This window comes from Fibrobacter sp., from assembly GCA_024399065.1.
GTDB lineage: Bacteria > Fibrobacterota > Fibrobacteria > Fibrobacterales > Fibrobacteraceae > Fibrobacter.
Genome location: JAKSIB010000009.1, coordinates 91,034 through 117,619, shown reverse-complemented (window position 1 = coordinate 117,619; position 26,586 = coordinate 91,034). Strand labels below are relative to the sequence as shown.

Here is a 26,586-nt window from a genome sequence, read left to right as displayed (position 1 = left end):
GAACGCGTCGCTAGTATCCTAGGGCAGGGCCCGTATATGAAGAACCACCCGCTTGGCGGGTGGGTTCCTTTTTTTATAAAGGGGCCGGGATGACAAATGTGGAATTACTTCTTGAAGTAACTTGCTACTTCGTCGTGGATGAGTCCGTTGGATGCGAAGCTGGTGTAGCCTTCGTAAATGGGGGCGACGGGTTTGCCGTTGGCATCGAACAGTTCGGTTCTGCCGTCCAGCATGCTGAACTTGCCGCCGGCTTCAGAGAACAGCAGCGGATACGGTGCAATGTCCCAGAGGGAAACTACGGGGTCAATCATCAGTTCGGCACGGCCTGCGGCAACCAGGTAGTAACCGTAGCAGTCGCCCCAACCGCGATGGAGGCGTGCAGCGCGACGTACGGCGGCGTACTGCTCGCCATAGCCTGCGGTTTCCATAGTGTTGACGGTACCGGAAAGAACCAGGGCGTCGGAAAGTTTTTCCACCTTGGAGCACTTGACGCTACGGCCGTCCAGGAATGCGCCGCCATCCTTCACTGCCCACACGGCGGTGTTCATGGCCGGAATGCGGATAAGGCTTGCGATAGCTTCGCCACGGCGGTACAGTGCAATCAAGGTTCCGAACAGCGGGACGCCGTGGATGAATGCCTTGGTGCCGTCGATGGGATCAATGACCCACTGGTATTCAGCATCAGGGCTTTCAATTCCGAATTCTTCGCCAATGACGCCGAAGCCCGGGGTTTCCTTTGCCCAAAATTCGCGGCAAAGTTCTTCGGTGCTCTTGTCGGCGATGGTGACGGGAGTCTTGTCGGCCTTCCATTCCACGCCCACGTCATTCTGGAAATACTTCAAGATGTTACCCTGAGCCAGTTCTGCGGCCTTCAAGGCAATGTTCAACAAATCAAGATTTTCTTTTGTAGCACTCATTGTAACCTCTCTGGATCCTTCACTTCGTTCAGGATGACACCTCAAAGCGACGAAGTCGCGCCCTCATACCTCAAAGCAGCGCCGCTGCGCCCTCATACCTGTTTTGCCCACTTTTCCACAAGGTCCATGAGGAACTTGTTTTCCTCGGGCTTGCCAAGGGTAATGCGGACGTGTTCCGGCAGGCCAAAGCTGGTGAGGCCGCGGATGATCATACCGTTTTCTTCCAGGAACTGTACCATTTCCTTGGCTTTGGGACCGATGTGGACACAGATGAAGTTCCCCTGGGTGGGGAGAACCTTGAAACCCAGACCTTCAAAGAAAGGCTTGAGAATCTTGATGCCATCGGCGTTAAGCTGGCGGGTGCGTTCCACGTGGTACTTGTCGCTAAGGGCTGCGATTGCTGCTGCCTGGGCTGCCAGGTTAATGTCGAAAGGCGGCTTGATTTTCCACATGGCCTTGATGATCTGCTCGCTGGAAATGGCGTAGCCCAGACGGATGCCTGCCAGACCGTAGATCTTGCTGAAGGTACGGTTGATAAGCAAGTTGGGGTACTGGGCCAACATGTCGAACATGCGGGGGTAATCAGCTGCTGTTGCAAATTCAGCGTAGGCTTCATCCAGGAATACCATCACGTTTGCGGGAACCTTATCCAGGAATTCCTTCAGCTCATCGCCAGTGTAGTAAACGCCAGTGGGGTTGTTGGGGCTGCAGATAAATGCCACGCGAGTCTTGTCGTTGATGGCTGCGGCCAGCTTATTCAAATCGGTTTTCTGATCGCCTTCACCAACACCGATGAATTCGGCACCGTTGGAGAGGGTGGTGAACTTGTAGACGCTGAAGGTGGGGGTAATGCCCACGCAGTTGTCGCCCTGGCGGATAAAGGCCTTGCCTACCATGTCGATGATTTCGTCGGAGCCGTTGCCCAGCACCAGCTGGTTTGTGTTTACGCCATAGAAATCAGCCAAGGCGTTAATCAAGGTGGGGGCGTCGCCGCGAGGATACAGATGCAAGGTGTCCACAATCTTCAGGTAGGCTTCCTTGGCCTTGGGGGAGGGACCCAGCGGATTTTCGTTGGAAGCCAGCTTTACCACATCGGTAAGACCATATTTTGCTCGAATTTCGTCCATGGACTTGCCAGGAACGTAGTCAGAAAGCTTAGATAATTCTGGACGCGGCTCAATCATGTTAAAAACCTCTTACACTTTGACCCAAATTTAGCAAACAGAGTGCCTTTTTGGCTGAAAATTAATTAAGTTTGGGTTATATGGATAGGAGTCGTTTGTCTTTAGTATCTATCGTGTGCCTTGTGGTGGGTATGCTCGCCTCAAGTTCTTTTGCCGTAGATAGAATTTGGAATATGCGCTACACTTTTGGACCCGATGGTCGTCCGGCACCGAAATTGGCTGCTGGCGTTGGCCTTCAGTCTGATTTTGGTGATGAAGTACTTTTCCCCATCAATCTTGTTGGACAGGTTGCAAAGGATTGGGACCTTGGTGCCAAGATTGATCTTTTTGCCTACAACCGTCTTGGTAATGTGGTTGCATCCATCGATTTCGGTGGCCGTTATCGTCTGGGTAGTTCTGGCTTTATTGAATTGGATGGTTATTTTGGCTTGAACCGTAATGACAGAACCGCAGTCATTTTGACTTATGGCAAGGAACACTACATTGCAAAGGTCTTCTCCAACTATTACGAAGCGCGAGTTGGCGTTTTGGATGGCGTGAATAAAGGTGATGGATGGGCTGCTGTGGAATTGGCGACTCAACCCACATTGCATTTCGGCGATCACTTCCTCTTTATGATTGAAGTGACTGCTTCTTCCACCGTAAGGCATCCTATCAGGGATTTCATGACGGACATTATTCCCAAGGCTGAAGTTGACTTGGGTGGAACTCGTATTCGTCTTGACTTTGATATCGGTATCTTGAAGGACAACAACAGCGGCAAGAAAATCGCCCTGTTTGTTCAACAGGCATTCTAGTTCGGTTCCAGCATCGTCTGAACAATCATAGAATCCTTACTGAAAATAACATCAATAGTTCCTACGACAGCAGTGTTTAGGTATGGTAGTGAAAGGGAATCCAGTCGCTGGATGACCTTTTTGCTAGGGTGGCGGAATCGGTTTCGCCGGCCGCTGGATATGATGGCTAGCTTCGGATCGACGGCTTTCAGGAAATCCCTGCTACTGGAAGTTTTGGAACCGTGGTGCCCCAGTTTAAGTATGTCACTTTTTAAATAGACTTTCTTTTTTAAGATTTCCTTTTCTCCAGCAATGGTGAGGTCTCCTGTAAGAACGGCTGAATGGCCTAGACCCTTGGCCCTAAAGGTGATGCTTTGGGTGTTTGCGTCAGAGCAAACTTTGGTATTGGGGTGAAGGACATGCAAGTCAAAAAATTTTTCATTCCACATAAACCCCTGTTCAATGTCTCGGACAATGATGTTTCGTCGTAGCGCTTCGGAAATGACTTTCTGCCAACTTTCTTTGTTCTCAATTCGGGCACAATCCGTAATCCAAAGTTCTTTAACCGGGAATGTTTTTATGATGGACAGGGAACCTCCGTAGTGGTCCAGGTCAGGGTGGGTGATGATAAGGGCGTCCAGTGTAGAAACGCCAATGTGATGTAGATAAGGAACGATGACATCTTTGCCAGAGTCTTTTTTCCCTTTGCCTCCAAGTAGTTCAGAGTCTCCTGCGTCAATGAGAAAATGCCTGCCAGACGGGGTGGTGATGAGGTGGCTGTCCCCTTGGCCGATGTCGATTGTGGTTAATTTCCATGAGGGATGGGAGGCCTTTTGGAAACTACCATAAGTGAATGCCGCAGTAAATGCTATAAGACAAAAGAAGGCGTAATTGCGAGCAATCTTGTTCTCTCGGCATAGGGGTAAAAGTAAAATCAAAATCCCGCAGAGAAGAAGGAAACTGGAATCGAAAGGACCTACGGTTATTGACGCTTGGGATGAGTCTGATAATTTGTTTGTGAGTAATGTTGCTAGCCTAAGAAAAAATTGAGCTGCATAACAGAAGTACTCTCGTAAAAAGTCAAGTGGAGAAAGCAAAGCGAAAAGTCCTGCTTGCATGCCCATGGAAATGGCTGGAACCACGAAAATGTTTCCTAGCCAGGAAAATGGCGAAAGGGTTTTGAAATGATGGATAAGGAATGGCGCTGTAGAAAGTGTGGCGCATAACGTAACGTAGGTTGGCTCAAGAATGAAGTTTTGGAATAATGACCAGATCTTGTTTTTGCGAAGGAAGTCGGGAACTTTTTTCAAAGGGCTTATGGGGCCGCTGATAAGGATTCCCATGGTGGCTGCCACGGAAAGTTGAAAACCGGGATTCCAGATAACGCCGGGCTCGGGAATCATGATGAATAAAAGAGCGACGCCAAGACTGTTCAAGGTGTTGGCTTGCCGCTGAAAAAATGCTCCTAGCTGCGGAACGGCGAACATCAATACGGCTCGTCTTACTGCAGGGGAACCTCCTGTTACGGGAATGTATAAGAGCAGGAGGACTACAGCGACGATTCGCACGACGTTGTGGGGAAGTCCTGTGGCTTTCAAAAATACCATGAGCATTCCCGCTAAAAGCACCACGTGAAAACCGCTAATTGCAAGGACGTGGACGAGACCGGACCTCTGAAAATCACTTCTCAACGCATCTGGAATTCCCGAACGATCTCCGGCGAGCAATCCCAATAAAAGCCCTGTTTCTGCAGGTTCCAGGTAATCGGAAAACCTCTGACCAATCCATCGTCTAAAAAAGAAAAAACTTCTTTCAGGAGTCCAGTGATGTTTGTGTGCTGTCCAATGTTTGAATTTTCCGAAAGCAACAAGATCCTGGGATTTTAGCCAGCCTTTTGTGTCGAATGCTCCAGGAACGGTTGGTGGATTGATGGGGTACCATGAGGCTTCAAAGCAAATGGAATCCCCTGGAAGAGGCAATATTTCAAAGTTCCTTTTTTCGGTTAATCGGATTCGATAACTTGATTGAGTCGAATCAATAACTTGGATGATGATTGCGTAACCGCTGGACTTAGCTTGGAGACTTTCTACGAATCCGCAACCTTCATTTGCAATAGAAACTTTGGAGCAGTTTTCTAGAAATTCATTCTGATTTGATGAAAAATGATTGTGGCTGAGGATTCCCGCGGCAAGAGAAATGAAAATGACCCATTGCAAATAACGGGGTAGAACATGGGAAATAAGAATAATGGGACATAGCAGAAAAAGGGAAAAATTGGGCTCATCAAGGCTTGCTAGCGCTGCAACGATGACTGCAGAACTTAAAAGAGCTGGTTTTCCTGAAAGAGGCTTTACCAACTGCTCTAATTGAATCCAAAAAATTGCCTTGTTGCTACTCTTAAAACCCATTTAAAACCTATATTACGAGATGACTATCTCTATACACGAATTTTTGTTGATTTTGGGAACTTTTTTATGAAAAAGATTTGTGATTTTATTTTGAAATTTTGTTTGTTGGCGAGTCTGTCAATTCTTTTTTCTTGCACCATAGGCCCGGATGAAACGGAATTCAACTTGCTTCCGGATAATGTGCTTCGTTATAGGTTGTTCCCGAATGATATGGCTCGAAATGATTCCGCCTCTGCAGACTTGGCTCATGGGTTGACAATGGTTGCCCATTCGAAGGCGGTTTATGAATTGTCTTTTGATGTGGATTCAACTATTGGAAAAGCTCCGACATTACAATTGTTCAAAACATTTGCAAAACCAGATAAGCCAAATTACGTCAGCTTGGTTAAAGTGAAAAACGTGTCTGGTAAAAACGAAAATGGAAGATACGTTTACAGATTTTCTTGTGATGGAATAGGCAAAGCCATTTGGGCGATGACTCTGGAACAGAACAAAACCTATTATGCGGGGACGACGAATAATGTTCGCCTTACAGCGGAAGGTGCTTACTCCGATCGTATGTCCTTAAATTTGATTGTAGTGGGAAACGTTGCTTCCCGACTAGATGGCTTTACCATCGACGAGTTAGCCAGTGATTTGCTTTCAACGATGCGAAGCTACTATACCAGCGTGACTATAGATACGTTGTATGTGCGCTATGCAGATGAACATCCTACTTTGGGAGGCAAATATCCTGCTGATAAGCCTTGGATTGCGGGGTGGTCCTCTGACGACAAAATGTTGAGTGAACTGGGTGGTTGGCCCGGAGTTGAAAATGCTCTGGATATTGTTCTGGTAGACTATATCAATGACAATGGAATTTTGGGATTTAGCAATTTGTTTAGTGGCAATATGGGTGGCGGTGAAGGAAGTACGGTTGTTCTTGGAGTCCATGTGAAAAAAGTGGGTGGGGTTGATGCACTAAATAAAGCATCGATTGTGGCAACAGCTGTTCATGAAATAGGCCATTTCTTTGGATTACGACATACGACTACGACCAACGTAGAATTGAAGCAGTTAGGTGATTTGTCCAACTATGAAGATGGATTTGAAGATACCCCGTATTGTGAATATTTAAGCACCTATGAAATCAAGAAGGTTTACCAAGATTTGGAATTGGATGGTTGGATGATGCCTCGTGTCAAGATTATCAGTGCTTCAACGGATGAATACTACAAGAAATGCCCTGATGCGTCAAATGTCATGTTCCCGCTGGAAACGGAACTTGATCTGATTCCTTTTACGGAACAGCAGCTTTATACACTGCGAGCATCTTTGATGATTTATCCTCACTAAGGGATTGAAAATGAAGGCTTCTCAATTTTCAGAACAGGCTCAGCTGATTGCCTTTGTACTTCAAAAAGGTGCAGAATGGGATCCTGCCGTTATAGATATGCTTGAAAAAACTTGGGGCCCCATTCGCCACAAGGGCAAGTTGTTTGCTTTCGATAAAACGTCTTACTATACTCCAGAAATGGGTGATGGCCTGTACCGTGGAGTTGTGTCTTTTGAAAAGACCATTTCTCCTGAAACTATCGCGGATGAAAAGGAACGTAGCAACGCTCTTGAACTAACCACGGCGTCCAGCGATAATACGGATTTTCGTCATGTGAATATTGACATCGGGTATATGGATTTGGATAAGGTCGTTTTGCCTAGCTACAAACGTGGCCCCTTTAAGCTTTATGCAGGAAAGGGAGTGTGGCTTGATATGCTTTTGACTTATGCCAAGGGTGTTTTCCATCCCACCAGCTGGGCCTTTGAAGACTTTGTCCGCAACCCCTACCAGCACGACCTCCAGCTGATTCGAGAGAAATTTAAGAAAGCCGAGAGTCGCAGATAAAAACTTGTTTCAAAAAATCATCTAAGTTACAATAAAGTAGCCGTACCCAAAGATGATGGCGAAGACGATGGGGATCACCGCCCAGATTCCCTGGAAATAATGCTTTATGTCAATGGGACTCATGGACATGTGGTCAATAACAGAAATGGCCAAGTACCACAAAATGATTTGTCCCCAAATGGGATAAGTTCCATAGAAAATTTGGTTGATGATAATGATTTCGCACAGGAGCCCGACAAAAACAGGCGCGCAAGCGCAAAGCGAGTGCTGAATCGCCTTCATGAAAAATGGACCGCGAACGACATAGGTGATGTGTCCAAGAGAATCACCTTTGGTGTCTAGGAAACTGATTTCCGTAACTTTTGCTCCGGTGCAAATGGCGAACAACGCGTGGGCGCATTCGTGAATGATTGTGCCTGCGATGGTGAAATAATTGCAGATAAATAACGCGGCCTTAAGTCCTAGAATTTTTTCAAGCAGATTAAGCTGTAGTCTTTCAATGAGGTTCATGATTGCCCCAATGATGATTACAAGAAATATGGCGATGATGGTTAAAATTCCGCTTGTGGCAGCAACACCTTCTGCTCCATAGCCTAGAGCCAAATTGTCAAGTAGAATCCTGAATAGATGTTGCATAAAAGTTTTTGCTGTTGTTGATTGCTGATTTTTTGCTACCTTAAAATATAATGAATTCCTTGAAGAATATAGTTCTTGTCGCGGTGCTCCTGCTTGTTCTTGTAGGAGGACTTCGTGTAATCAAGGAAAAGTCCGCAGAAAGAGAAGCTTTTGAAAAACATGAATCTTTGATTGTCGAGACAAATGAATGCTTGGAGTCGGGCGATTGGAATTGCGCAGAAAGAAATGTCCGACTGCTATTGCAAGAATCTCCAGATGATAAAAATCTGCATTTACACTTGGCTGGTGTTCTGTTTGAACAGGAACGATACGAGGACTGTGTTGGCTATATTGCAGGACTGGGCTATTCAAATAAGGACCTTGATTACCTGACGGAAAAGTCCCGCTTGCTGATCCGTGAAATGGCGACTTTGGAACTGGAACGCTCAGCCCATTTTCGTTTAGAGTTTGATGGAAGACCTGCAAGGAACGATGTTCTGGAGGCATTGTCTGTGCTGGAAGTGGCTTATGATTCTTTGTGCAGACTGTTTGAATTCAATCCGGAAAATAAAATGAGTTTGGTCTTGCATGAGGCCGCTGATTATCAAGGCGTTGGACCAAGGCCTGAATGGGTAGGGGCTGTGTTTGACGGAAAGCTTCGCGTTCCTGTAAATATGATGCAGTATCCAGAAGTCTATCGCCCGATGCTGTTTCACGAATTGACTCATGGGTTTGTTCGTGCAATGACTCGTTCCAAGGTTCCTCTTTGGATTAATGAAGGTATTGCACAGGTGGTTGATGGATCTCGCGCGGGAATGCAACGACCCGAGGGTGGTGTGCCGTCTTTGAATGCGTTGACGGAACCTTTTGTGAATGAAAATAGCACTGATAACGCAGTACGACTTTATTGGTATTCGGAACGAATGGTGCGCGGCTTGCTGAACAGAAATAACGATTTTGTACATTTCAGAAGGTTTGTGCAGAGTATCCGTAACCTCGGTGCGGAACAGGCTTTGAAAGAATTTTATTCTGTAACTGCAGAACAGTTGCTGGATGAAGTCAGGTGACATATGGCAAAGAAGAAAGTTGTGATTTTGGCTACTGGCGGAACGATTGCCGGAGTGGGTAAGCCAGGAGAAAACCTTGGCTATACCTCGGGACAGATTGCTGGCGCTGATTTAGTTGCCGCAGTCCCGGAAATTGCGGATTATGCCGATGTGACTGTGGAACAGGTTTGCAATGTGAATTCCGATGATATGACTTCGGAAATCTGGCTGAAGTTGGCCCGACGAATTGACGAACTTGAGGCGGATGCGGTTGTGATTACCCATGGAACCGATACCATGGATGAGACTGCCTACTTCTTGAGCCTTACGTTGCGAACAGACATGCCTGTGGTACTGACGGGCTCCATGAGGCCGGCGACGGCGAAGGATCCTGACGGGCCTGCGAACTTGCTTGGTGCGGTGAGGGCCGCTGTGGGCTTTGTTGTAGATGACGAACCTACGGAAAATAATGTATGGGTGTATTTCGGCGGAGAATTGTTCGATGCCCGACGCGTCCAGAAGTGCAGCGCCAGCCAGTTGCAGCCGATGGATATTGACGATATGCCTGCGTCAAAGGACCCGCTTTTCTTTGACGTTAGCGATCTTCAGGAACTGCCCAAGGTGAATGTGGTTTATTTTGGTGTGGATTCCGACCCGCGAATTCTTGAATACGCCGCCAGCGTCTCCGAAGGTGTCGTTGTCGCCGGAGCCGGCGCAGGTGAATTCAGCTTGAAGTGGGCGGCAAGCCTTGCCCGCGTCATGGAAAGCATGCCCTTGCCTGTGGTTGTCAGCTCCCGCATCAATCACGGTACCGTAACGCTGAACACAAGCCTTGCTCCCGACGCCATCGCGGCAGGAAAACTCCCGCCCCAGAAGGCTGCAATCCTCTTGCGCCTCGCCTTGGCGCAGACGAACAGCATTTCAAAGATCCGCAAGATATTCGCCCGCGCCTAGTTCCCTTTTTTCTTAAATTGTTTTTATGAAGTTCTTGATTCAAAGAGTTACTGAAGCTAAAGTGGAAATTGATGGCGAAACCGTTGGCCAGATTGGTAAGGGCTACATGGTGCTTATCGGTGTGGGCGAGGAAGATACTCGCGAAGTTGCCGACCGCCTTATCCGCAAGATGATGAACCTCCGCATTTTTGCCGATGAAAACGGAAAGACCAACCTCTCCATCAAGGATGTAAACGGCGAACTTTTGCTGGTTTCCCAGTTCACCCTTTATGCAAACTGCAACAAGGGCAATCGCCCCACATTCAATGGTGCGGGCAATCCGATGATGGCCAACGAACTTTATGAATACATCATTGCAGAATGTCGTAAGGAAGTTGGTAATGTGCAGACCGGTCGCTTTGGCGCCGATATGCAGGTGAGCCTTGTGAACGATGGCCCTTTCACCATTATGCTTGAATAATCTCTAAAGTCATTTCAAAAAACAACTACCGATGTCATTGCGAGGAGCGAAGCGACGAAGCAATCTAAGTAGTTTATTTTATAAATTAATACATATGAAGCTTTATACAATTCTTTTGTCTTTGGGTCTTGTATTTCTAACATCCTGCGCTGGGCTTCATGATGAAGTTCGTGGCGGTGGAGGCGACTCCGGAATGATGGATACGCCTTGCGAAGAATGCGGCAAGCGTGGCGACATTGAACTGAAAATTACCGAGGAAAAGTTCTATCGCGAATGGAATCAGACTGCTTACAATCGCATTGATTCCTCTGCAGTGGTGGGCGTTTTCCCTGCGTTGAAAGTGAATGCGAAACGCCCCGAGTCCTGTAGATTCTGCCATAGCTTTAGCGAAGATGCGGTAGACTTTGACTTGGCCCGCGTGGAAGATTCCCTTTTTGTGAAGGCATTCCCAAAAATGCAGCGCGACCTGATGCTGCCTGGCATGAAGGTTCCTGACGCAGACTCTCTTTATATCGACAGTCTTTCTGTTCAACTCTTGGGCTCCAAGTTTGCTGATGGTGCAGACCTTGGTGATTTTACGCCTTGGGTTGAACGCGATGGAATTGAACAGGATTACACCCGCGAAGTGCCTGCCAAGTTGAAGAACTTGCTGAATGATATCGCCAGCCGTTACGGACTGCGCTACCTTTCCATTCCGGTGAAGGTGGACGTGACCATGGATACGGATCTTGGAAAGAGTGGCGGTTATTATTGGAAGATTCTTTGGACCTTGTGGGATGCTCGCTATGGAGAACTGGTTTTCTTGACCTACAGCGAATTTACTGCTGCCACCACAAGCCGCGTTGCTCCTGAAAAGGAATGGGCAGAACCCTTTGCCGCCAGACTTTGGAAAATGTTCTCTGTGGATTTCAGCAAACTGGAAGCGCACTGATTTAATTATGAAGTTTGATTTATGAAGTATGAAATTTTTCATACCTCATACCTGGAACCTCGAACCTCGTACCTTGTACTTAATTACTACCTTTATCGCTATGAATACTGCTTTTTATGTTTTTATGAAGCTCTTGCCGAAGAATGCTGCTAGCCGTGCCTTCGGTGTGGTGACTCGTCTTCGTCTTCCGGTAATTTCCAAGTTGGCCCGTAACTGGTTCTGCAGCTACTACAAGTTGGATATGGAAGAATCTGAATATCCGCTGGAACATTACGCAAACATCGGTGAACTTTTCATCCGTCGTTTGAAGACCGGCAAGCGCCCCATTGCTGATTCTGAAATAGTAAGCCCTGTGGATGGTGTGCTTTCCCAGACTGCAACATTCGATGGCAAACAGGAGTTGATCCAGGCCAAGGGCAAGACTTATACTCTTAAGGATTTGCTTCGTGATGAAGAAATGGCTGCCCGTTTTGAAGGTGGTGCTTTCGCTACCATTTATTTGGCACCTTTCAACTACCATCGCATTCATAGCCCCGTGAAGGGCCATGTGATTGACGCAAGTTATTGCCCGGGTACCTTGTGGCCGGTGAACGTAGGTAGCGTGGAACGTGTAGAAGGTTTGTTCTGCATTAATGAGCGCCTTACTAGCCACATCCGTTTGGAAGATGGTTCTGAACTTCTGGTGGTAAAGGTTGGTGCTACTAACGTGGGCCGTATTGGTGTGGCCTATACCAACGATCTGTTGACCAATGCCGGCAAGCTCCCCAAGGATTGCAAGCGCTATGATTGGCAGCCCAAGGAAACCATTATGGTTGAAAAGGGTGGCGAACTTGGCCGCTTTGAAATGGGCAGTACCGTGATTCTCGTGGTAGATAAGAAAATCCGCGAACGCAATCCGGAATTGTTCAAGAACCGCGTAGGCCAGGCTGTGAAGGTGGGCGAGGCCCTCTAGTCCTGCATAGGTGCCGGGCCATGACCGTTTCCGTAAAGCGATTTATGATTGACGAACCGGGGTTGTTTAAGGCGACCGCCGGTTTTGTTGATTTATTCGCCAAGGTACCGGATCCTGTTCTTCAAGTGGCAAGGAAATGCACCTCCGTCAATGGAAAGATTGCTTGGACTCTTTTAGGAACAGCTCTTTTTCAGGACTGCTCCTTCTCTCAGATTTCCGCATTGCTGAATCTACTTTTCGAGAAGTTTCCGGAAGACAAGTTGTGGACGATTCCGGTGCCGAAGGATTCGGAGATTGAGGAATGCGTCAAGACGACAATGAATGGTTGTTGCTGGTCTGTTTCCGAACACGCCTCGGGCATCTTCTGGAGTGTAGGCCACTTTGTTCGCCGGCATGAAAATCTGGAGGAGTGGCTTTATTCCCGCTCTCCTCGGGAAGTGTGGCGAGATCTGGGTGAAATCTATTTCATGGGGAAGGGCAACCCGCGCCCCAAGGCTTGTGCAGCAATTTATCGTATGACAGCTCCCGCTCCCATAGGGCTTGGCCTGCAGACGCGTCCGGCTGACCCGCAGAACCCCGCCGACAGCAAGATGCCATCGCTCCCGCTGACCATGGGCGCCCGCCGCTACCTCTCCATTCTTGGTCCCGGCAAAGACGAAAAGTTCGCTGAACTTCTCGCAGCCACCAAGCAGAAAATGGCCAATGACTTTTTCGTCGCATTGGCTGCCGCGCAGTCCCAAAATGCGCAGTCCCAATCTGTGCAATCTAAGCATCCTTACGCCGCGGCCCATGCCTTGCAGTTCTTTTTGGAAGACGGTAAGGATGGATTCATTTGCAGGGTTGTTACGGACCATTGCAAAAAGTGCCCGTTGTACGAATATTGCGGTTATGCAGAACGTCATGACCGATGAATTTCATTTTAAATTCTAAATTCAACTCGTATGTTTAAGATCGGAAAATTTCTTCGTGCAAGTTCGCTGGTTTTGCTGACCGCTCTAGGTGCAGCAGTGACTGGCTGTCAGGAAGAAGAAGTTGTTCCGGTGGACTATAACGACATCAGGTACAAGTCTATTCGTTCTACGACTCCTGAAATCAAGGAACTGGACAACCCGGATACGAGCCTTACCAAAATCATCCGTTACCATTATCCGGTGACGCTGGGCGACACTTTGGACGTGACCATTATGGAATTCCGTAGCGACGTGTATGCCTTGGATTATTACATGAATAGCGGTAAGTTCCAGGGAAGCGCTCCAATTCTGAGAGGTGATTTCTTGGAACAGAGCTTCCGTGCTGATGAACGAATCTTCATCTTTAGACACGATAGCTTCCGCCGTTATGAACGTAGCGACCTTGAAAATTTTGTCCGTAAGTTCCCTGGCTACCGCGGCGGTTTCCCCCAGGCATTCCTCAGTTTGCCCTTTGAACACCGTGAACAGGGTAGAACTTCCATTCAGACAAAGTACTTCCTCGGCGTAGAGTCTAAGTTCCCTGTGCTGGTGCAAAGCTACCGCGATGGAGGCTTGCGCTGGAATGTGGCACGTAGCTGGGATCTGGTAACGCCAGAAAACTTTGAAGCATGGGTTCAGAATCTTCATAAGACGAAACCTCAGGGCATGCCCATGGACAATGAATGCGTCTACTTCACTGTGGACGGATTTGCTGATGCAGAATTTGTTTCCCGCGGCATGGCCAAGCAATTGGCTGGTGGTCGCGTTGTGGTCGTTTGGGGGTACCTTGACTGGTTTGACCTGGAACGAAAGTTCTTTAATGCGGCAGACCGTGTTTTCGAGGCCCGCTACTAACCACTAACCAACAACCACTAATCACCAACCGCTAATCACTAACCACTTTTAACCTATTTTATCTATATTAAAGACATGGCTATTGAAAAACTTGCAGAAACTCTTTTAGAAAAACTCCGTTTCATCACTCAGGCTGAAACCGTTATCGGTCAGCCCATCCAGGCCGGCGAATCTACCGTGGTTCCCGTAAGCCGCGTTTCCGTTGGCTTCGGCTTCGGTGGTCATTCCAGCAAGGGCGATACTTCCGCATCTGGTGGTGGCGCTTCTGTGGAACCGGTTGCCTTCCTCGTAATCAAGGGCGATGACGTTCGCATCATGCCCATTTCCAAGGACAGTTCCCTGGTAAGCAAGGTCATGGACATTGTTCCTGATGTGGTGAACAAGTTTAAGAAGAACGACGAAGCTTAAGTTCGGTTGCGCTGCGGTTGAACGTTGCCGCAAACCATCTGTAAACAAAGAAGCCTGGGTCTTAGACCTGGGTCTTTTTTTGTGTCTTGTAATAAACCTTCGCAAAAAAAATCCCGATGCCTAAGCACCGGGATTTTAGTTTTCAGTTGTCAGCTATGAACTGTAAGCTAAATTATCGCGACTCCGTCGTCTAACTAAAGCTCAATGCCCGCGCCTGGAGCCTCGGACTAACCGAGGATCTTCTTTTCGTAGTCGCCCATGCAGTCGACGAGAGCCTGGACACCTTCGATGGGCATTGCGTTGTAGATGGAAGCGCGGAAGCCGCCAACAGAACGGTGACCCTTGATCTGGACGAGACCCTTGGACTTTGCGAATTCGATGAAGTCCTTAGCCATGTCTGCATCCTTTTCTTCGGAAACAACTTCGCGGTTGAAGACGAACGGAACGTTCATGAGAGAACGGTCTTCCTTAGCAGCGGTACCGACGAACACCTTGGAGTTGTCGATGGCGCTGTAAAGGAGTGCTGCCTTTTCGCGGTTGATCTTTTCGATAGCGTCGACACCACCGATCTGCTTGAGCCAGTTGAGGGTGCGGTTCATGGTGTAGACTGCGAATACCGGAGGAGTGTTGAACATGGAGTTCACGCCGGTCTTTTCGTCGAGATGAGTCTTGAAGTTGAGCATGGTGGGGATCTGACGATCGACCTTGCCGAGCAAGTCCTTACGGATGATGGAAACGGTAACACCTGCGCAGGAGATGTTCTTCTGAGCGCCGCCGTAGATCACGCCGAAGTCTTCCACGTTCACCTTGCGAGCGAGGAAGTCGGAGCTCATGTCAGCCATGAGGAAGCCGGACTTGGGCTTCGGGAAGTTGTGCCATTCGGTACCGTAAATGGTGTTGTTTGCGGTAACGTGGAGGTAGGTTGCGTTGTCGCTCAACTGGAGGTTCTTGTCGATGTGGTTGTACACATCAGCCTTGGTGGAGCAAGCAACGTTAACGTTACCGAACTGCTTAGCTTCCTTGAGAGCCTTGTTTGCCCAGACACCAGTGTCGGTGTAGTCAGCAACGCCGTCAGCCGGGAGGAAGTTCATCGGCATCATGCAGAACAAGAGAGAGCAGCCGCCGCCGAGGAAAATGATATCGTAGTTGGCGGGGATACCCATGAGGTCACGGAGAAGCTGTTCAGTTTCGAGGAACATGTTCTCGATCGGCTTTGAACGGTGACTCATGGAGAGAATACTGATGCCGGAGTTTGCATAGTCGATGCATGCTTCAGAAGCTTCCTTGAGTGCTTGTTCGGGCAGGACAGACGGGCCTGCGCTAAAGTTATAGACCTTATTAGCCATGATAATGTTCCTTTTTAAGTGTTTTCAAAAACCATTTGGTTTTCGACGGGGGTAAATTTAGTAAAAGCTAGGGTTTTGGAAAGCCGTTTTTTACCTGTTTTTGATAAAATAAGACGTATGTCACAGGTTTGACTTTCTGCTTTTCGAGCGGAAAAAGAAAAGGTCCCGATTAAGGGACCTTCTTCTTTTATACACCAAGAGCTTGGATTGCTGCCTTGTACTTTTTCAGTCTAAACTGGGTTTTAAGTTCGCGGCGTTCCTGTCTGTGGATGTACTTGTCTTCAAGTAAAACGTTGAGGATTGCGGACTTAGCCTTAGCAGCGATGGGATTATCCTTAAGGGTTTCTACGAAGCGGACGAAGTCCTTTTCGCGGGATTCGTAGGTTGCTTCTTCGGCGGGAACGCCTTCGGCCATAAGCTTGCAGCTGTATTCGTCGATCCAACCCTGATTCTTGTGGTAGGTCATCTTCTGGATGAGTTCCACGGTTTCTGCCGGAACGCCCATAGCGACAATTTCTTCGGGGGTCTTCTTGGTTGCACCGGTGGTAAGGTCCTGAAGAATGGCGAGGGTCTGAACTTCCTCGGATTCGCCCTTGTTCTTAAGGTAATCGGCAACATTCTTCATAAAATCAATGTACGGTCCGCCAGCCTTGTCCTGTTGGTCTTTGTGGACTTCGGCGGCAATCTTGTAAGCTTCAGCGAAAGAAATCATAAATATCCTTTTGGGGCCCAAAAAGTGGGGCCTCTCTTTAAGGCAATATATACATAAACTGAACAAAAAAAAGCACTGAAAACAAAAAATTTGCAAAAATTGGGGGATTTTGAGGAAAAATATGCTCCAAAGTGGATGTTTTCGCTTGTGAACGAAAATATTGGCCAATTCAGGCCGATTTTGCCTATAAACTTGTAGATTTATTCCCACAAACAAGAGGAATATATGGAAAATTTTAACTTCTACAGCCCCACGGAATTCGTATTTGGTAAGGACCGCGAAAATGAATGCGGCGCCATGGTCAAAAAGTATGGCGGAACCAAGGTTCTTGTCCATTTCGGTGGTGGTTCTGCTGTAAAGTCCGGCCTTATCGGCCGCGTTTTGGCATCCTTGGATGCAGCAGGTGTTCCTCATGTGGAATTGGGTGGCGTTCATCCGAACCCCATTGATACCAAGGTTTACGAAGGTATTGAACTTTGCCGTAAGGAAGGCGTGGATTTCATTCTTGCTGTAGGTGGCGGTTCTTCCATCGATAGCGCCAAGGCTATTGCTATGGGCGTTCCTTACGAAGGCGACTTCTGGGATTTCTATAGTGGCAAGGCTCCGGCTGCCGCTCTCCCGGTGGCAACCGTTTTGACTATCGCTGCCGCTGGTTCCGAAGGTTCCGGCGACTCCGTGATTACCAAGGTGGACGGCATGCTGAAGCGTGGCGCTGGTAGCGATCTCATTCGTCCTCGCTTCTCTATTTTGAATCCCGCCCTCACTTGCACTTTGCCGGCTTACCAGACTGCCTGCGGTATCACCGACATTATGGCTCATGTGTTTGAACGTTACTTCACCAACACCACCGAAGTGGAAATCACCGACCGTCTTTGCGAAGCCGTCTTGATGACCATGGTGAAGGAAGCACCCCGCGTTATTGCCGATCCCAACAACTATGAAGCCCGCGCCAACATTATGTGGGCAGGCATGGTGGCTCACAACAACGTTTGCGGTGTAGGCCGTGGACAGGACTGGAACAGCCACGCCATTGAACACGAACTGAGCGCCATGTACGACTGCGCTCACGGTGCAGGTCTTGCTGTGATTATGCCGTCCTGGATGGAATACGTGGTGGATCACAATCCTATGCGTTTTGCCCAGATGGCTTCCCGCGTGTTCGGCTGCGCCATGAACTTTGAAAACCCCAAGGCCACCGCTCTCGCCGGCATCAAGGCTTTCCGCAGCTTCCTCAAGAGCATCGGTATGCCCATCAACTTTGTAGAACTTGGCGCCAAGGAAGAAGACATTCCTGCCATGGTCGAAAAGCTGAACCCGGGTGACGGTTGGGGCTTCCAGCCGCTGAAGGCTGCCGACGTTACTGCCATCTACAAGATTGCTGCAAAGGCAACTGTCTAATTTTGTTTGGTGTAAGGCGTCGCAGGGAGAGAGCTGCGGCGCCTTTTTTTTGAATTTTGAAAGTGTTTTGGGGTGCTTGAAAGTGTTTTGGGGTACCAAATAGCCAAACAACTCCTGTTTAGTACCCCGTTTTATAAACAAAGTAACGAATTTCTGGTTGTTTTTATCAAAAAATCATTTTAGACGGGTACTCCGACCTGACAATGTAGGTCTTTAGTACCCCGGGAACAAAATTCCGTAACGTACAAACTAAAAAATAGGGTACTAAATTCATTTTAGAGACTCGTTTGGTACCCCATTTTGACAAATTACTGCATATAAAAGGTGACGATATTATGAAAGCATTATTCATCGGTGGAACCGGAACGATTAGCATGGCTATTACTCGCCTGGCAGTGGAGCGTGGCTGGGAAATTTATTTGCTGAACCGAGGCAATCGCGATGCTTCTGACCTTCCGACTGCAAAACTTGCCGATGGCGCACCCGCAGTAAAGCAGATTGTGGCTGACATCTATGACGAAGCTGACGTGGCTAAGAAAATTGCGGACCTGAACTTCGATGTGGTTTGCGATTTTATTGCTTTCCACTACAGCGCCTTGGAACGTGATTACCGCTTGTTCAAGAACAAGACCAAGCAGTTCATGTATATCAGTTCCGCCAGCGCCTACCAGAAGCCTCTTTCGGATTACCGCATTACCGAAGGTACGCCTCTCGCAAATCCTTATTGGGAATACTCCCGCAACAAGATTGCGGGGGAGGAGTTCCTGATGAAAATGTACTGCGAAGAAGGTTTCCCCATAACCATCATTCGCCCTAGCCATACTTACGACGAACGCAAAATTCCTCTGGGCGTTCACGGCAAGAAAGGTAGCTGGCAAGTGGCCAAGCGCATGCTTGAAGGCAAGCCTGTTATCATTCACGGTGACGGCACCAGCCTCTGGACCATGACTCACAACTCTGATTTTGCCAAGGGCTTTGTGGGCTTAATGGGCAACATCCACGCCATTGGTGAATCCTTCCAGATAACCAGCGACGAAACGGTGACCTGGAATCAGGTTTACCAGAGCATCGCAAACGTCCTAGGGGTAGAACTAAAGGCTGTTCATGTAGCTTCTGATTTTCTTGCTGCTGTGGGGGATCCGCTGGGATTTGACTTTACCGGAAGTCTCATTGGGGACAAGGCCAATTCTGTGGTGTTCGAAAACACCAACGCCTGGTGCGACAAGGTCATTGCTGCGCTGGAAAATGCGAAGAAGCTAGTTCCTTAGCTTGGTTTTTACAGCTTCGCTTTGGAACTTGTTTTCGGCACTTGTTAACGTTTTGGTTAACAAACAATGGCGATTATGAGTAAAAAATGGGCATATTAGTTAACGATTTCGTTAACAAGCGGCAAATAGCTTTGTTCCTCCTAATGTCGTGGCTCGACAAAAATTTACAAAAGCCACGTAAAGAACGATATGTGTTACGTAGGGACGAAAGTTTACTATATTTTGTGTTATCCTACTAATTACCGGGGGTGATCTGGTTTCGACAGGGTTACTGAAGTGTTAGTTGCAAGCCGGGGTCTCAGACGAGGGCTCCCGTTAAAAAGTCTGAAAAAAAATAAGTGCTGAAGAAAACTACGCACTCGCTGCCTAATTAATCGGCAACGCCGGGCCTCGACTCACTCCCATTGGGTAGTACGTCCGGACGCAATATGGGATAGGGAAATGTAATGCCTGGGTGCAGGTCCCGAGATTTACTAGGCTGGTCAAAGTCCGCGCCGACCTTCTTGGGCGTGGATTAGACGAGATCTTAAATGCGAAGGGAAAGCTTGTAGGAATGGACAGGGATGTGACTTTGGACAGGGGTTCGACTCCCCTCACCTCCACTAAAAGACTGTAGCCCAAAAGGCTGCGGTCTTTTTTTTATGCTTCCCGCTTGTACAAATGTTTTCTTATATTGTTTGTAACACTAGGAGAAAAAATGGAAAGTCGAATATTAATGCGTTTCGTTGGTGTCAGGGATGACCTCTCTGCCCTTTACGACGCTTTCTTGGAACAGTTCCCCGAAGCAGAGTTGCCTCACGAAGATTCTGGCGACTGGTATTCTGTGGATGAAATCATGAACGACGAGTATGAATGTCGTTTCGAAGAACTGCCGGAAACAGAACTTTTGGCCATGGACGGAACCATGGTTGCAGAAGACGGACTTCCCGAAGAATTCTTCTCCGAACTGATGGAACGTTTTGAGCATGTGTTCGGCGCCTTCAAGTGGTCTTCCTTTGAAGTGGGCGTGGAATGCGGAACCAGCGATGGCTGGGGCGAATTCAATCCGGACTACGCCGACTTTGGCTCCGACGAAGCCAACGAAATTTCCGAAGCCGTGCTCGGCTTCTAATTCAATCAAAGCAAATAAAAAAAAGAAAACCCTCAGTTCTTCACTGAGGATTTTTTTGACGGACTACTCTAGACAATCTCTCGTCTCGTTAAGTCTGGCAGTTTCTGCGCTTCGCTTGAAACTGCAACCTGCTGCGGTTCGGTCATGAAAATGAGTGAACTCATTTTCGCGACTCTCACCTTGCTAGGTTTTGTCTTCACCGCGGAGCATGATGACCTTACCGGTGCGGATGTATTCGACGATTTCGAATTTCTGGCACAGGCTCTTCATGGCATCGATCTTATCGGAGTTACCGGTAATCTGGATGATCATGGAGTTTTCAGTCATGTCAACGGTAACAGCCTTGAAGTGATCGCAGAGCTGGAGGATTTCGGTACGCTGTTCGGGAGCGCAACGAACCTTGATCAAGGCAAGTTCCTTTTCCACCACGTTCATGTTGGTGTGGTCCTTGGCCTGCACAACGTCAACCAGCTTTTCCAGCTGCTTGATGATCTGCATCAAGATTTCCGGGTTACCGTGAGCCACAATGTTCATGCGGCTAAAGTTGGGGTCCAGCGTGGGGGACACGACGAGAGAGTCGATGTTGTAGCCACGGCGGGAGAACACCAGGGAGATGCGAACGAGCACGCCCGGGCGGTTTGCAACTAACAAGCTAATAGAATGAGCTGTAGAAATCATTTTTATATCTCCTTTCCGTGATTAGGTCGATCCTGTCGGCTTGTCGAGCTGAGTCTTGGGCTGTTCAGTGATCATGGAGGTGAGCGGAGCACCAGCCGGAATCATCGGGAACACGTTGTCTTCCTTTTCGCATTCGCACCAGATGAGGATCGGACCATCCTTATAGTCCAAAGCCTTCTGGATCATGCGTTCTGCATCAGCAGCGCGCTTGATGCGGAGACCCGGAATGCCGTAAGCTTCTGCCAGCTTCACGAAGTCGGGGTTGCCCTGCATGTCAACGCTGGAGTAGCGGTGATCGTAGAACAGTTCCTGCCACTGACGCACCATGCCCAGGTACTTGTTGTCAAGAACGAAGATCTTGATGGGCAACTTGTGGAGTGCTGCGGTAGCAAGTTCAAATTCGGTCATCTGGAAACCACCGTCGCCGCTGAAGCTGCAGACCGGCCAACCAGTAGTGTTGCCGAATGCTGCGCCGATTGCAGACGGAAGGCCGAAGCCCATGGTGCCTGCGCCGCCACTGGAGTGGAGCTGACGGGGGTTGTTGATGTGGAAGTACTGAGCCACCCACATCTGATGCTGACCCACGTCGGTAGTAACGATGGCGTTACCCTTGGTGAGGTCGCTAACAGTCTGCACGATGTGCTGCATACGGAGACCGCCCTGCTTCGGGTAGGTCAGCGGGAAGCGCTTCTTCCAGGTCTGGCAGGTCTTGACCCATTCAGCGGTGTCCAGCTTGCCAACCAGCGGGAGGAGCTGTTCAAGAACCATCTTTGCATCGCCGCACATGAACACATCCGGCTGGAGAACCTTGCCTTCTTCGGCAGGATCGATGTCGATGTGCATCTTGATAGCGTCCTTACAGAACACTTCAAGCTTGCCGGTGATACGGTCGTCCCAGCGGGAGCCGATGGAGAGGATCAAGTCGCAATCCAGAACAGCCTTGTTGGCGTACACGGTACCGTGCATGCCCAGCATGCCGAGAGAAAGTTCGTGGTCGGTGGGGAAGGTGCCGAGGCCAAGCAGTGTGCAAGCCACCGGAGCCTGGAGCTTTTCAGCAAGTTCCTTCACCTGGCGGGATGCGCCAGAAATCATTGCGCCGTGGCCAACGAGGAGGAGGGGCTTCTTGGACTTCTTCAAGTATTCTGCAGCCTTTTCGACGCTTTCAGCAGAAGCGTAGGTGGGAATCTTGTAGCCCGGAAGGTCCATCTGGTCGGTGAACGGAGCGGTGCAAGCACCTGCGGTCACGTCCTTCGGGAGGTCGATGAGCACGGGACCCGGACGGCCAGTGCGTGCAATGTGGAAAGCTTCCTTCATGATGCGGGGAAGGTCGTTGGGATCCTTCACCAGGTAGGAGTGCTTAACAGCAGCGAAAGTCATACCGCTGGTGTCGCATTCCTGGAAAGCGTCCTTACCCAGGTTCGGGGTGGTGGTCTGTGCGGCCAACACCACGATGGGGCTGGAATCCATAAGAGCAGTATAAATACCAGTGAAGGTATTGGTTGCGCCCGGACCGGAGGTCACGAGAGCCACGCCCACCTTGCCGGTCTGACGAGCATAGCCGTCAGCCATGTGGGTTGCACCCTGTTCATGACGGGTGAGGACAACCTTGATGTTGGAATCAAGGATTGCGTCAAACATCGGAATTGCGGATCCACCAGGATAGCCGAAGATGGTGTCGATGCCTTCACGCTTGAGGCATTCGATGATCACTTCTGCACCGCTTAAGGTTTTATTTGCCATAAAAATTCCTTTTCGGATGGTTTTACTTTGAAATTTTATGCCGAAAATATAGTCTGTTGAACTTAAAATGGCTACAGGTAAAGGGCTTTTTATGGGAAAAAGTGAATTTTTTCACGAAAGTTTCGTGTTTTTGAAGAAAAATTTTGGAAAAAAGTACCCGATTTTTGGAAAAATCCGTTTATAGGACAGAAACCTTTAACGAAAGGACCTGTATGGTTGTGAAAAAAGAACGAGATGATTGCCCTGCTACAAATAAAAAACTGCTGCCAAGAGAAAAAATAGAGTGCTATGGGGCCGATTCCATGAGTAACGAGGAACTTCTTGCCCTGATTTTGGGCAGTGGATGCCAAAATTGCGATGTTTTTGAACTTGCAAGACGGCTTTCCAACTTCCTTTCGACGGAAACGACCATTCCAACCTTGGAGAAGCTTCGAAAAATCCATGGTTTGGGAAAGGTTAAGGCCTCACAGATCCTGGCTTGCCTGGAATTGTCGGGCCGTTATATACTAAGTGACAAGGCCATGGCGGTTAATGCCCCTGAAGATCTGGTCTCCAGGCTCTCCTATATGAAATATGAGGAGCAGGAACATTTGGTTCTGGTGACGTTGAATTCCGCTAACCTTATTATAAAGGTTCATGAGCTGACCACTGGGCTTGTGAACCAGACTCCGGTTCATCCCCGTGAGGCTTTTGCCAAGGCTATCGAGGACCGCGCCGTGTCTGTGATATTCGCACATAACCATCCGTCGGGGGCCACCGTGCCCAGCCCCGAGGATATCGGCATAACAAAGGTCTTGTGTGCGGCGGGGAAAATTATACAAATTCCCGTTTTGGACCATATAATTATAGGGAAAATGGGTTTTACCAGTATTTGTAGGCTTTATCCAGACATTTTCGGAAAAAGTTTTTAATGAAAAGTTTATTGGAAACTATATTTCTTGAAAATAATTATCGGGGATAAGTTAGGTTTGGTGAAATTCCCCTCATAAGGAGTAGCTATGAAAAAAATAGCAATGGGGCTTGCGCTGGCTTTGGCAACTTCAGCCTTTGCCGAACATGCTAAGACCATTAACAAACATGGTTTTGCTGGTGTTAATGAAACCCAGTCTGCCCAGTCTCTTGGAAACTCCAAGCTGGTGTTCGTGTTGTTGAATGACATTGGCTTTGGTTCCTATGATGGCGCTGTGGAGTATGAAGGCGCTAACGCAAATGCTGGTTTTGCTATCGGCATCAGTGATTATTTCGATTTGGGCCTTACCCTTCCTGAAACCTACATTCAGGCTAAGTACAAAGAGGGCGAGGACATGGTCAAGCAGTTCAATGGCCAGAAGCACTTCTCCAAGTGGATCGGCCGTGCAGACATGAAGTTCCGCTTCCCTCTGCCTGAAGACCAGCCGGTGGACCTCGCCATCTATGGTGGAGCCGCATTGAGCAAGATGTCCGATGTTGCCATTAACGGTGGCGTTGCCTTTACCTTGGACTTTGACAAGAGCCATGACGTTCCGTTCCTCATCCACCTTAACGGTGGCTTGAATTACGCCTTGGTGGCAGACTCCGCCTACTATACCATACGAGTTCCGGATAAACTGGATGGGGCTGATGGTGTCACGTATCTGATTTCCTCTGAAAATCAGGTTGGCGTTGAATATGGTGAAAAGTTCAAGTACTACGCTTCTGGCGCCGTGGAATTCTTCCCGTTGGACTTCCTCTCCATCTTTTTGAGCTACCAGTGGTCCCTGGACTACAACTATGTGGCTCCGACCACGGAAGAAGTCGTTATTGGAAAGGACCTTTGGGAACAGGACATGATTATCGACTCCATTACTGTGGCCGAATCTACTGAAAAGGTCTTCAAGAACCGAGCTACTGCCGCTATCGTGTTCCATCTGCCTATTGGCCTGGATATTCACGCTGGTGGTTCTGTCGAATGGTCTGGCGCCTTTGCATGGCCCAAGTCCTTCAACCATCCGATTTACGCCGGTATTACCTGGAGCGGATTCCTGCTGCCCCAGGACCGCGACGGCGATGGTGTCATGGATAACGACGATGACTGCCCGGATGACTATGGTCATCGTTTGAACCGCGGTTGCCCGTTGGGTAATCCGGACTCCGACGAAGACGGCGTTTGCGATGCCTGGGTTTATGAAAAGGGCTTTGAAGACGAATATTCTGAAATCTGCGAAGGCGTAGACAAGTGCCCCAACGAACCTGGTGAAGGTGAAGATGGTTGCGAACTTGCCGATCCGGACCCGGATAAGGACGGCGTCTGCGATCCTTGGGTTGCCCAGAAGAAGATGACCAAGAAGTTCAAGAAGATCTGTAAGGGTATCGATGAATGCCCGGCTCAGGCTGGCGATCCTAAGTTCAACGGTTGCCCGGGCAAGAAGCCGGACCCGGATGAAGATGGTATGTGCTCTCCGTGGGTTACCGACGAAGGCGTGATGGCGGATTTTGCTGACGTTTGCCAGGGCTACGACATGTGCCCGGGTGAAGCTGGTACCAAGGCTAACAAGGGTTGCCCGTGGGATGACCCGGATATCGATGGTGACGGCCTCTGCGACCCGTGGGTTTCTGAAAAGAAGATGGGTTACTACTTCGAAAAGGCTGCAGAAGATGAAACCATCGCCAACGAATGGTTCATTGAAAAGTCTTGTAAGGGTATCGATAAGTGCCCCAGTGAACATGGTCCCGCCTCCAACGAAGGCTGCCCCCTGGGCTTGCCGGATACCGATGGTGACGGCGTTTGCGACGCATGGGTTACCGAAAAGGGTATGCAGGATCAGTACGATGATATCTGCACCGGCATCGACAAGTGTCCCACTGAAGCTGGCGAACAGTTTGCCCAGGGTTGCCCCATGGACAATCCGGACATCGACGGTGACAGCCTCTGCGCTCCGTGGGTAACTGAAAAGAAGATGCAGAAGCAGTTTGCTGAAATGTGCCACGGCATTGACAAGTGCGATACCGAAGCTGGTCCGGAATGGAACAAGGGTTGCCCTGTGGATGACCCGGACCCGGATAAGGATGGTCTCTGCTCTCAGTGGGTAGCCAAGAAGGGCTGGGCCTCTAAGTTTGCTGACGTTTGCACTGGCAAGGACATGTGCGAAGACGAAGCCGGTCCGGACTGGAACAAGGGTTGTCCGTCTGACGACCAGCCCGACCCGGATGGTGACGGTCTTTGCTCTCCGTGGGTTGCCAAGAAGGGCTTGAGCGCCAAGTTCAAGGATGTATGTAAGGGTACTGACAAGTGCGAAGACGAAGCAGGCCCGGATTGGAACAAGGGTTGCCCGGCTCAGGCTGCCGACCCCGATGAAGACGGTCTCTGCTCTCCTTGGGTGACCAAGCAGAAGTTGCTGGACAAGTTTGCCGATGAATGCTCCGGTTACGACCGTTGCGAAGACGAACCGGGTCCGGACTGGAACAACGGTTGCCCGTCTGACGACGAACCGGATGCTGACCATGATGGCGTTTGCTCTGAATGGGTGACCACCAAGAAGCTTACCAAGCAGTTTGCTGACCAGTGTACTGGCATCGACCGCTGCCCGGATGTGGCTGGTGACGATGGCCACGGCTGCCCGAAGAAGGCTGTTGAAAAGCTAGATGGCGTGACCTTCAAGTCTGGCAAGGCTACCTTGGAATCCAATGCCAAGTTGATTCTCAAGAACGTTGCCAAGAAGCTGAACACCGAAGAATACATGGATTTGAACATCGTGATTCAGGGTCATACCGACAACGTGGGTAAGGAAGCTTCCAACCAGAAACTTTCTGAAAACCGCGCCAAGGAAGTGATGAAGGCTCTGACCAAGGCTGGCATCAAGAAGAACCGTATCAAGGCTATCGGTATGGGATCTTCTTGCCCGGTAGACGACAACGGAACTGAAGAAGGCCGCGAAATGAATCGTCGTATTGAAATGCACTTCGCAACACCGGATAACGACGGTACCAAGTGCGAAAGCAATTTCGTCGCTGAATAGTGAAAAATCTCACGAAATCGT

Annotated in this window: 24 protein-coding genes and 1 other RNA gene; 17 read left to right on the top strand and 8 right to left on the bottom strand. The window is 49.0% G+C overall.

All coding sequences use genetic code 11. The annotated features are described in order from the left end of the window. Positions 1-104: 104 nt before the first annotated feature. The gene (gene hisN, locus MJZ25_06475; GenBank protein ID MCQ2123814.1) at positions 105-917 is read right to left on the bottom strand and encodes a histidinol-phosphatase; all 813 of its coding nucleotides are present in this window, start codon (positions 915-917) and stop codon (positions 105-107) included. A gap of 92 nt (positions 918-1,009) precedes the next feature. After that, positions 1,010-2,101, bottom strand: a complete 1,092-nt coding sequence (hisC, locus tag MJZ25_06470; protein ID MCQ2123813.1) for a histidinol-phosphate transaminase — start codon at positions 2,099-2,101, stop codon at positions 1,010-1,012. Positions 2,102-2,196: 95 nt separating this feature from the next. On the opposite strand from hisC, the gene MJZ25_06465 reads away from it, so the two are divergent. Beyond that, the gene (locus tag MJZ25_06465) at positions 2,197-2,898 is read left to right on the top strand and encodes a hypothetical protein (GenBank protein ID MCQ2123812.1); all 702 of its coding nucleotides are present in this window, start codon (positions 2,197-2,199) and stop codon (positions 2,896-2,898) included. Here MJZ25_06465 and MJZ25_06460 read toward each other — a convergent pair. Then, positions 2,895-5,285: a DNA internalization-related competence protein ComEC/Rec2 gene (locus tag MJZ25_06460; GenBank protein MCQ2123811.1), complete on the bottom strand. Its 2,391-nt coding sequence runs from the start codon at positions 5,283-5,285 to the stop codon at positions 2,895-2,897. The genes MJZ25_06465 and MJZ25_06460 overlap by 4 nt on opposite strands. Before the next feature lie 66 nt (positions 5,286-5,351). On the opposite strand from MJZ25_06460, the gene MJZ25_06455 reads away from it, so the two are divergent. After that, the gene (locus MJZ25_06455; GenBank protein ID MCQ2123810.1) at positions 5,352-6,620 is read left to right on the top strand and encodes a hypothetical protein; all 1,269 of its coding nucleotides are present in this window, start codon (positions 5,352-5,354) and stop codon (positions 6,618-6,620) included. 10 nt (positions 6,621-6,630) lie between these two features. Beyond that, positions 6,631-7,167 carry a DUF4416 family protein gene (locus MJZ25_06450; GenBank protein MCQ2123809.1) on the top strand — a complete coding sequence of 179 codons (537 nt, stop codon included), beginning with the start codon at positions 6,631-6,633 and terminating at the stop codon, positions 7,165-7,167. 21 nt (positions 7,168-7,188) lie between these two features. Here the strand turns inward: MJZ25_06450 and MJZ25_06445 are convergent, their stop codons facing one another. Next, positions 7,189-7,770 carry a hypothetical protein gene (locus MJZ25_06445; protein MCQ2123808.1) on the bottom strand — a complete coding sequence of 194 codons (582 nt, stop codon included), beginning with the start codon at positions 7,768-7,770 and terminating at the stop codon, positions 7,189-7,191. 83 nt (positions 7,771-7,853) lie between these two features. Here MJZ25_06445 and MJZ25_06440 point away from each other — a divergent pair, with 83 nt between their 5' ends. From MJZ25_06440 to MJZ25_06405, 8 genes are all read left to right on the top strand, one after another. After that, complete coding sequence (locus tag MJZ25_06440; GenBank protein ID MCQ2123807.1) at positions 7,854-8,849, top strand: hypothetical protein; 996 nt, start codon at positions 7,854-7,856, stop codon at positions 8,847-8,849. 3 nt (positions 8,850-8,852) lie between these two features. Beyond that, the gene (locus tag MJZ25_06435) at positions 8,853-9,782 is read left to right on the top strand and encodes an asparaginase (protein MCQ2123806.1); all 930 of its coding nucleotides are present in this window, start codon (positions 8,853-8,855) and stop codon (positions 9,780-9,782) included. Between the two features lie 25 nt (positions 9,783-9,807). After that, the gene (gene dtd, locus MJZ25_06430) at positions 9,808-10,242 is read left to right on the top strand and encodes a D-aminoacyl-tRNA deacylase (protein ID MCQ2123805.1); all 435 of its coding nucleotides are present in this window, start codon (positions 9,808-9,810) and stop codon (positions 10,240-10,242) included. Between the two features lie 94 nt (positions 10,243-10,336). Next, entirely contained in the window at positions 10,337-11,173 is an 837-nt protein-coding gene (locus MJZ25_06425) for a hypothetical protein (GenBank protein ID MCQ2123804.1), read from the top strand. A 100-nt stretch (positions 11,174-11,273) separates the two neighbouring features. Next, entirely contained in the window at positions 11,274-12,125 is an 852-nt protein-coding gene (gene asd, locus MJZ25_06420; protein ID MCQ2123803.1) for an archaetidylserine decarboxylase, read from the top strand. A gap of 20 nt (positions 12,126-12,145) precedes the next feature. Further along, the gene (locus MJZ25_06415; protein MCQ2123802.1) at positions 12,146-13,036 is read left to right on the top strand and encodes a hypothetical protein; all 891 of its coding nucleotides are present in this window, start codon (positions 12,146-12,148) and stop codon (positions 13,034-13,036) included. Positions 13,037-13,066: 30 nt separating this feature from the next. Beyond that, positions 13,067-13,930, top strand: a complete 864-nt coding sequence (locus MJZ25_06410) for a hypothetical protein (GenBank protein MCQ2123801.1) — start codon at positions 13,067-13,069, stop codon at positions 13,928-13,930. A 75-nt stretch (positions 13,931-14,005) separates the two neighbouring features. Next, a complete protein-coding gene (locus MJZ25_06405) occupies positions 14,006-14,338 on the top strand; it encodes a GerW family sporulation protein (protein MCQ2123800.1) in 333 nt (110 codons plus the stop codon). A 227-nt stretch (positions 14,339-14,565) separates the two neighbouring features. On the opposite strand, the gene serC is transcribed toward MJZ25_06405, so the two are convergent. Further along, positions 14,566-15,684 carry a 3-phosphoserine/phosphohydroxythreonine transaminase gene (serC, locus tag MJZ25_06400; GenBank protein ID MCQ2123799.1) on the bottom strand — a complete coding sequence of 373 codons (1,119 nt, stop codon included), beginning with the start codon at positions 15,682-15,684 and terminating at the stop codon, positions 14,566-14,568. 187 nt (positions 15,685-15,871) lie between these two features. Next, positions 15,872-16,396, bottom strand: a complete 525-nt coding sequence (locus tag MJZ25_06395; GenBank protein MCQ2123798.1) for a hypothetical protein — start codon at positions 16,394-16,396, stop codon at positions 15,872-15,874. A gap of 225 nt (positions 16,397-16,621) precedes the next feature. On the opposite strand from MJZ25_06395, the gene MJZ25_06390 reads away from it, so the two are divergent. From MJZ25_06390 to MJZ25_06375, 4 genes are all read left to right on the top strand, one after another. Continuing rightward, positions 16,622-17,794: an iron-containing alcohol dehydrogenase gene (locus MJZ25_06390; protein MCQ2123797.1), complete on the top strand. Its 1,173-nt coding sequence runs from the start codon at positions 16,622-16,624 to the stop codon at positions 17,792-17,794. A 335-nt stretch (positions 17,795-18,129) separates the two neighbouring features. Then, a complete protein-coding gene (locus MJZ25_06385) occupies positions 18,130-19,062 on the top strand; it encodes an SDR family oxidoreductase (GenBank protein MCQ2123796.1) in 933 nt (310 codons plus the stop codon). 244 nt (positions 19,063-19,306) lie between these two features. Then, positions 19,307-19,667: a transfer-messenger RNA gene (ssrA, locus tag MJZ25_06380) on the top strand. A gap of 92 nt (positions 19,668-19,759) precedes the next feature. Then, the gene (locus MJZ25_06375) at positions 19,760-20,173 is read left to right on the top strand and encodes a hypothetical protein (protein ID MCQ2123795.1); all 414 of its coding nucleotides are present in this window, start codon (positions 19,760-19,762) and stop codon (positions 20,171-20,173) included. A gap of 183 nt (positions 20,174-20,356) precedes the next feature. Here MJZ25_06375 and ilvN read toward each other — a convergent pair whose 3' ends face one another. Beyond that, entirely contained in the window at positions 20,357-20,851 is a 495-nt protein-coding gene (gene ilvN / locus MJZ25_06370) for an acetolactate synthase small subunit (GenBank protein ID MCQ2123794.1), read from the bottom strand. Positions 20,852-20,872: 21 nt separating this feature from the next. Continuing rightward, complete coding sequence (ilvB, locus tag MJZ25_06365) at positions 20,873-22,591, bottom strand: biosynthetic-type acetolactate synthase large subunit (GenBank protein ID MCQ2123793.1); 1,719 nt, start codon at positions 22,589-22,591, stop codon at positions 20,873-20,875. Positions 22,592-22,734: 143 nt separating this feature from the next. On the opposite strand from ilvB, the gene radC reads away from it, so the two are divergent. Continuing rightward, entirely contained in the window at positions 22,735-23,502 is a 768-nt protein-coding gene (gene radC / locus MJZ25_06360; GenBank protein MCQ2123792.1) for a DNA repair protein RadC, read from the top strand. Positions 23,503-23,589: 87 nt separating this feature from the next. After that, complete coding sequence (locus tag MJZ25_06355; protein MCQ2123791.1) at positions 23,590-26,565, top strand: OmpA family protein; 2,976 nt, start codon at positions 23,590-23,592, stop codon at positions 26,563-26,565. Positions 26,566-26,586 lie beyond the last annotated feature (21 nt).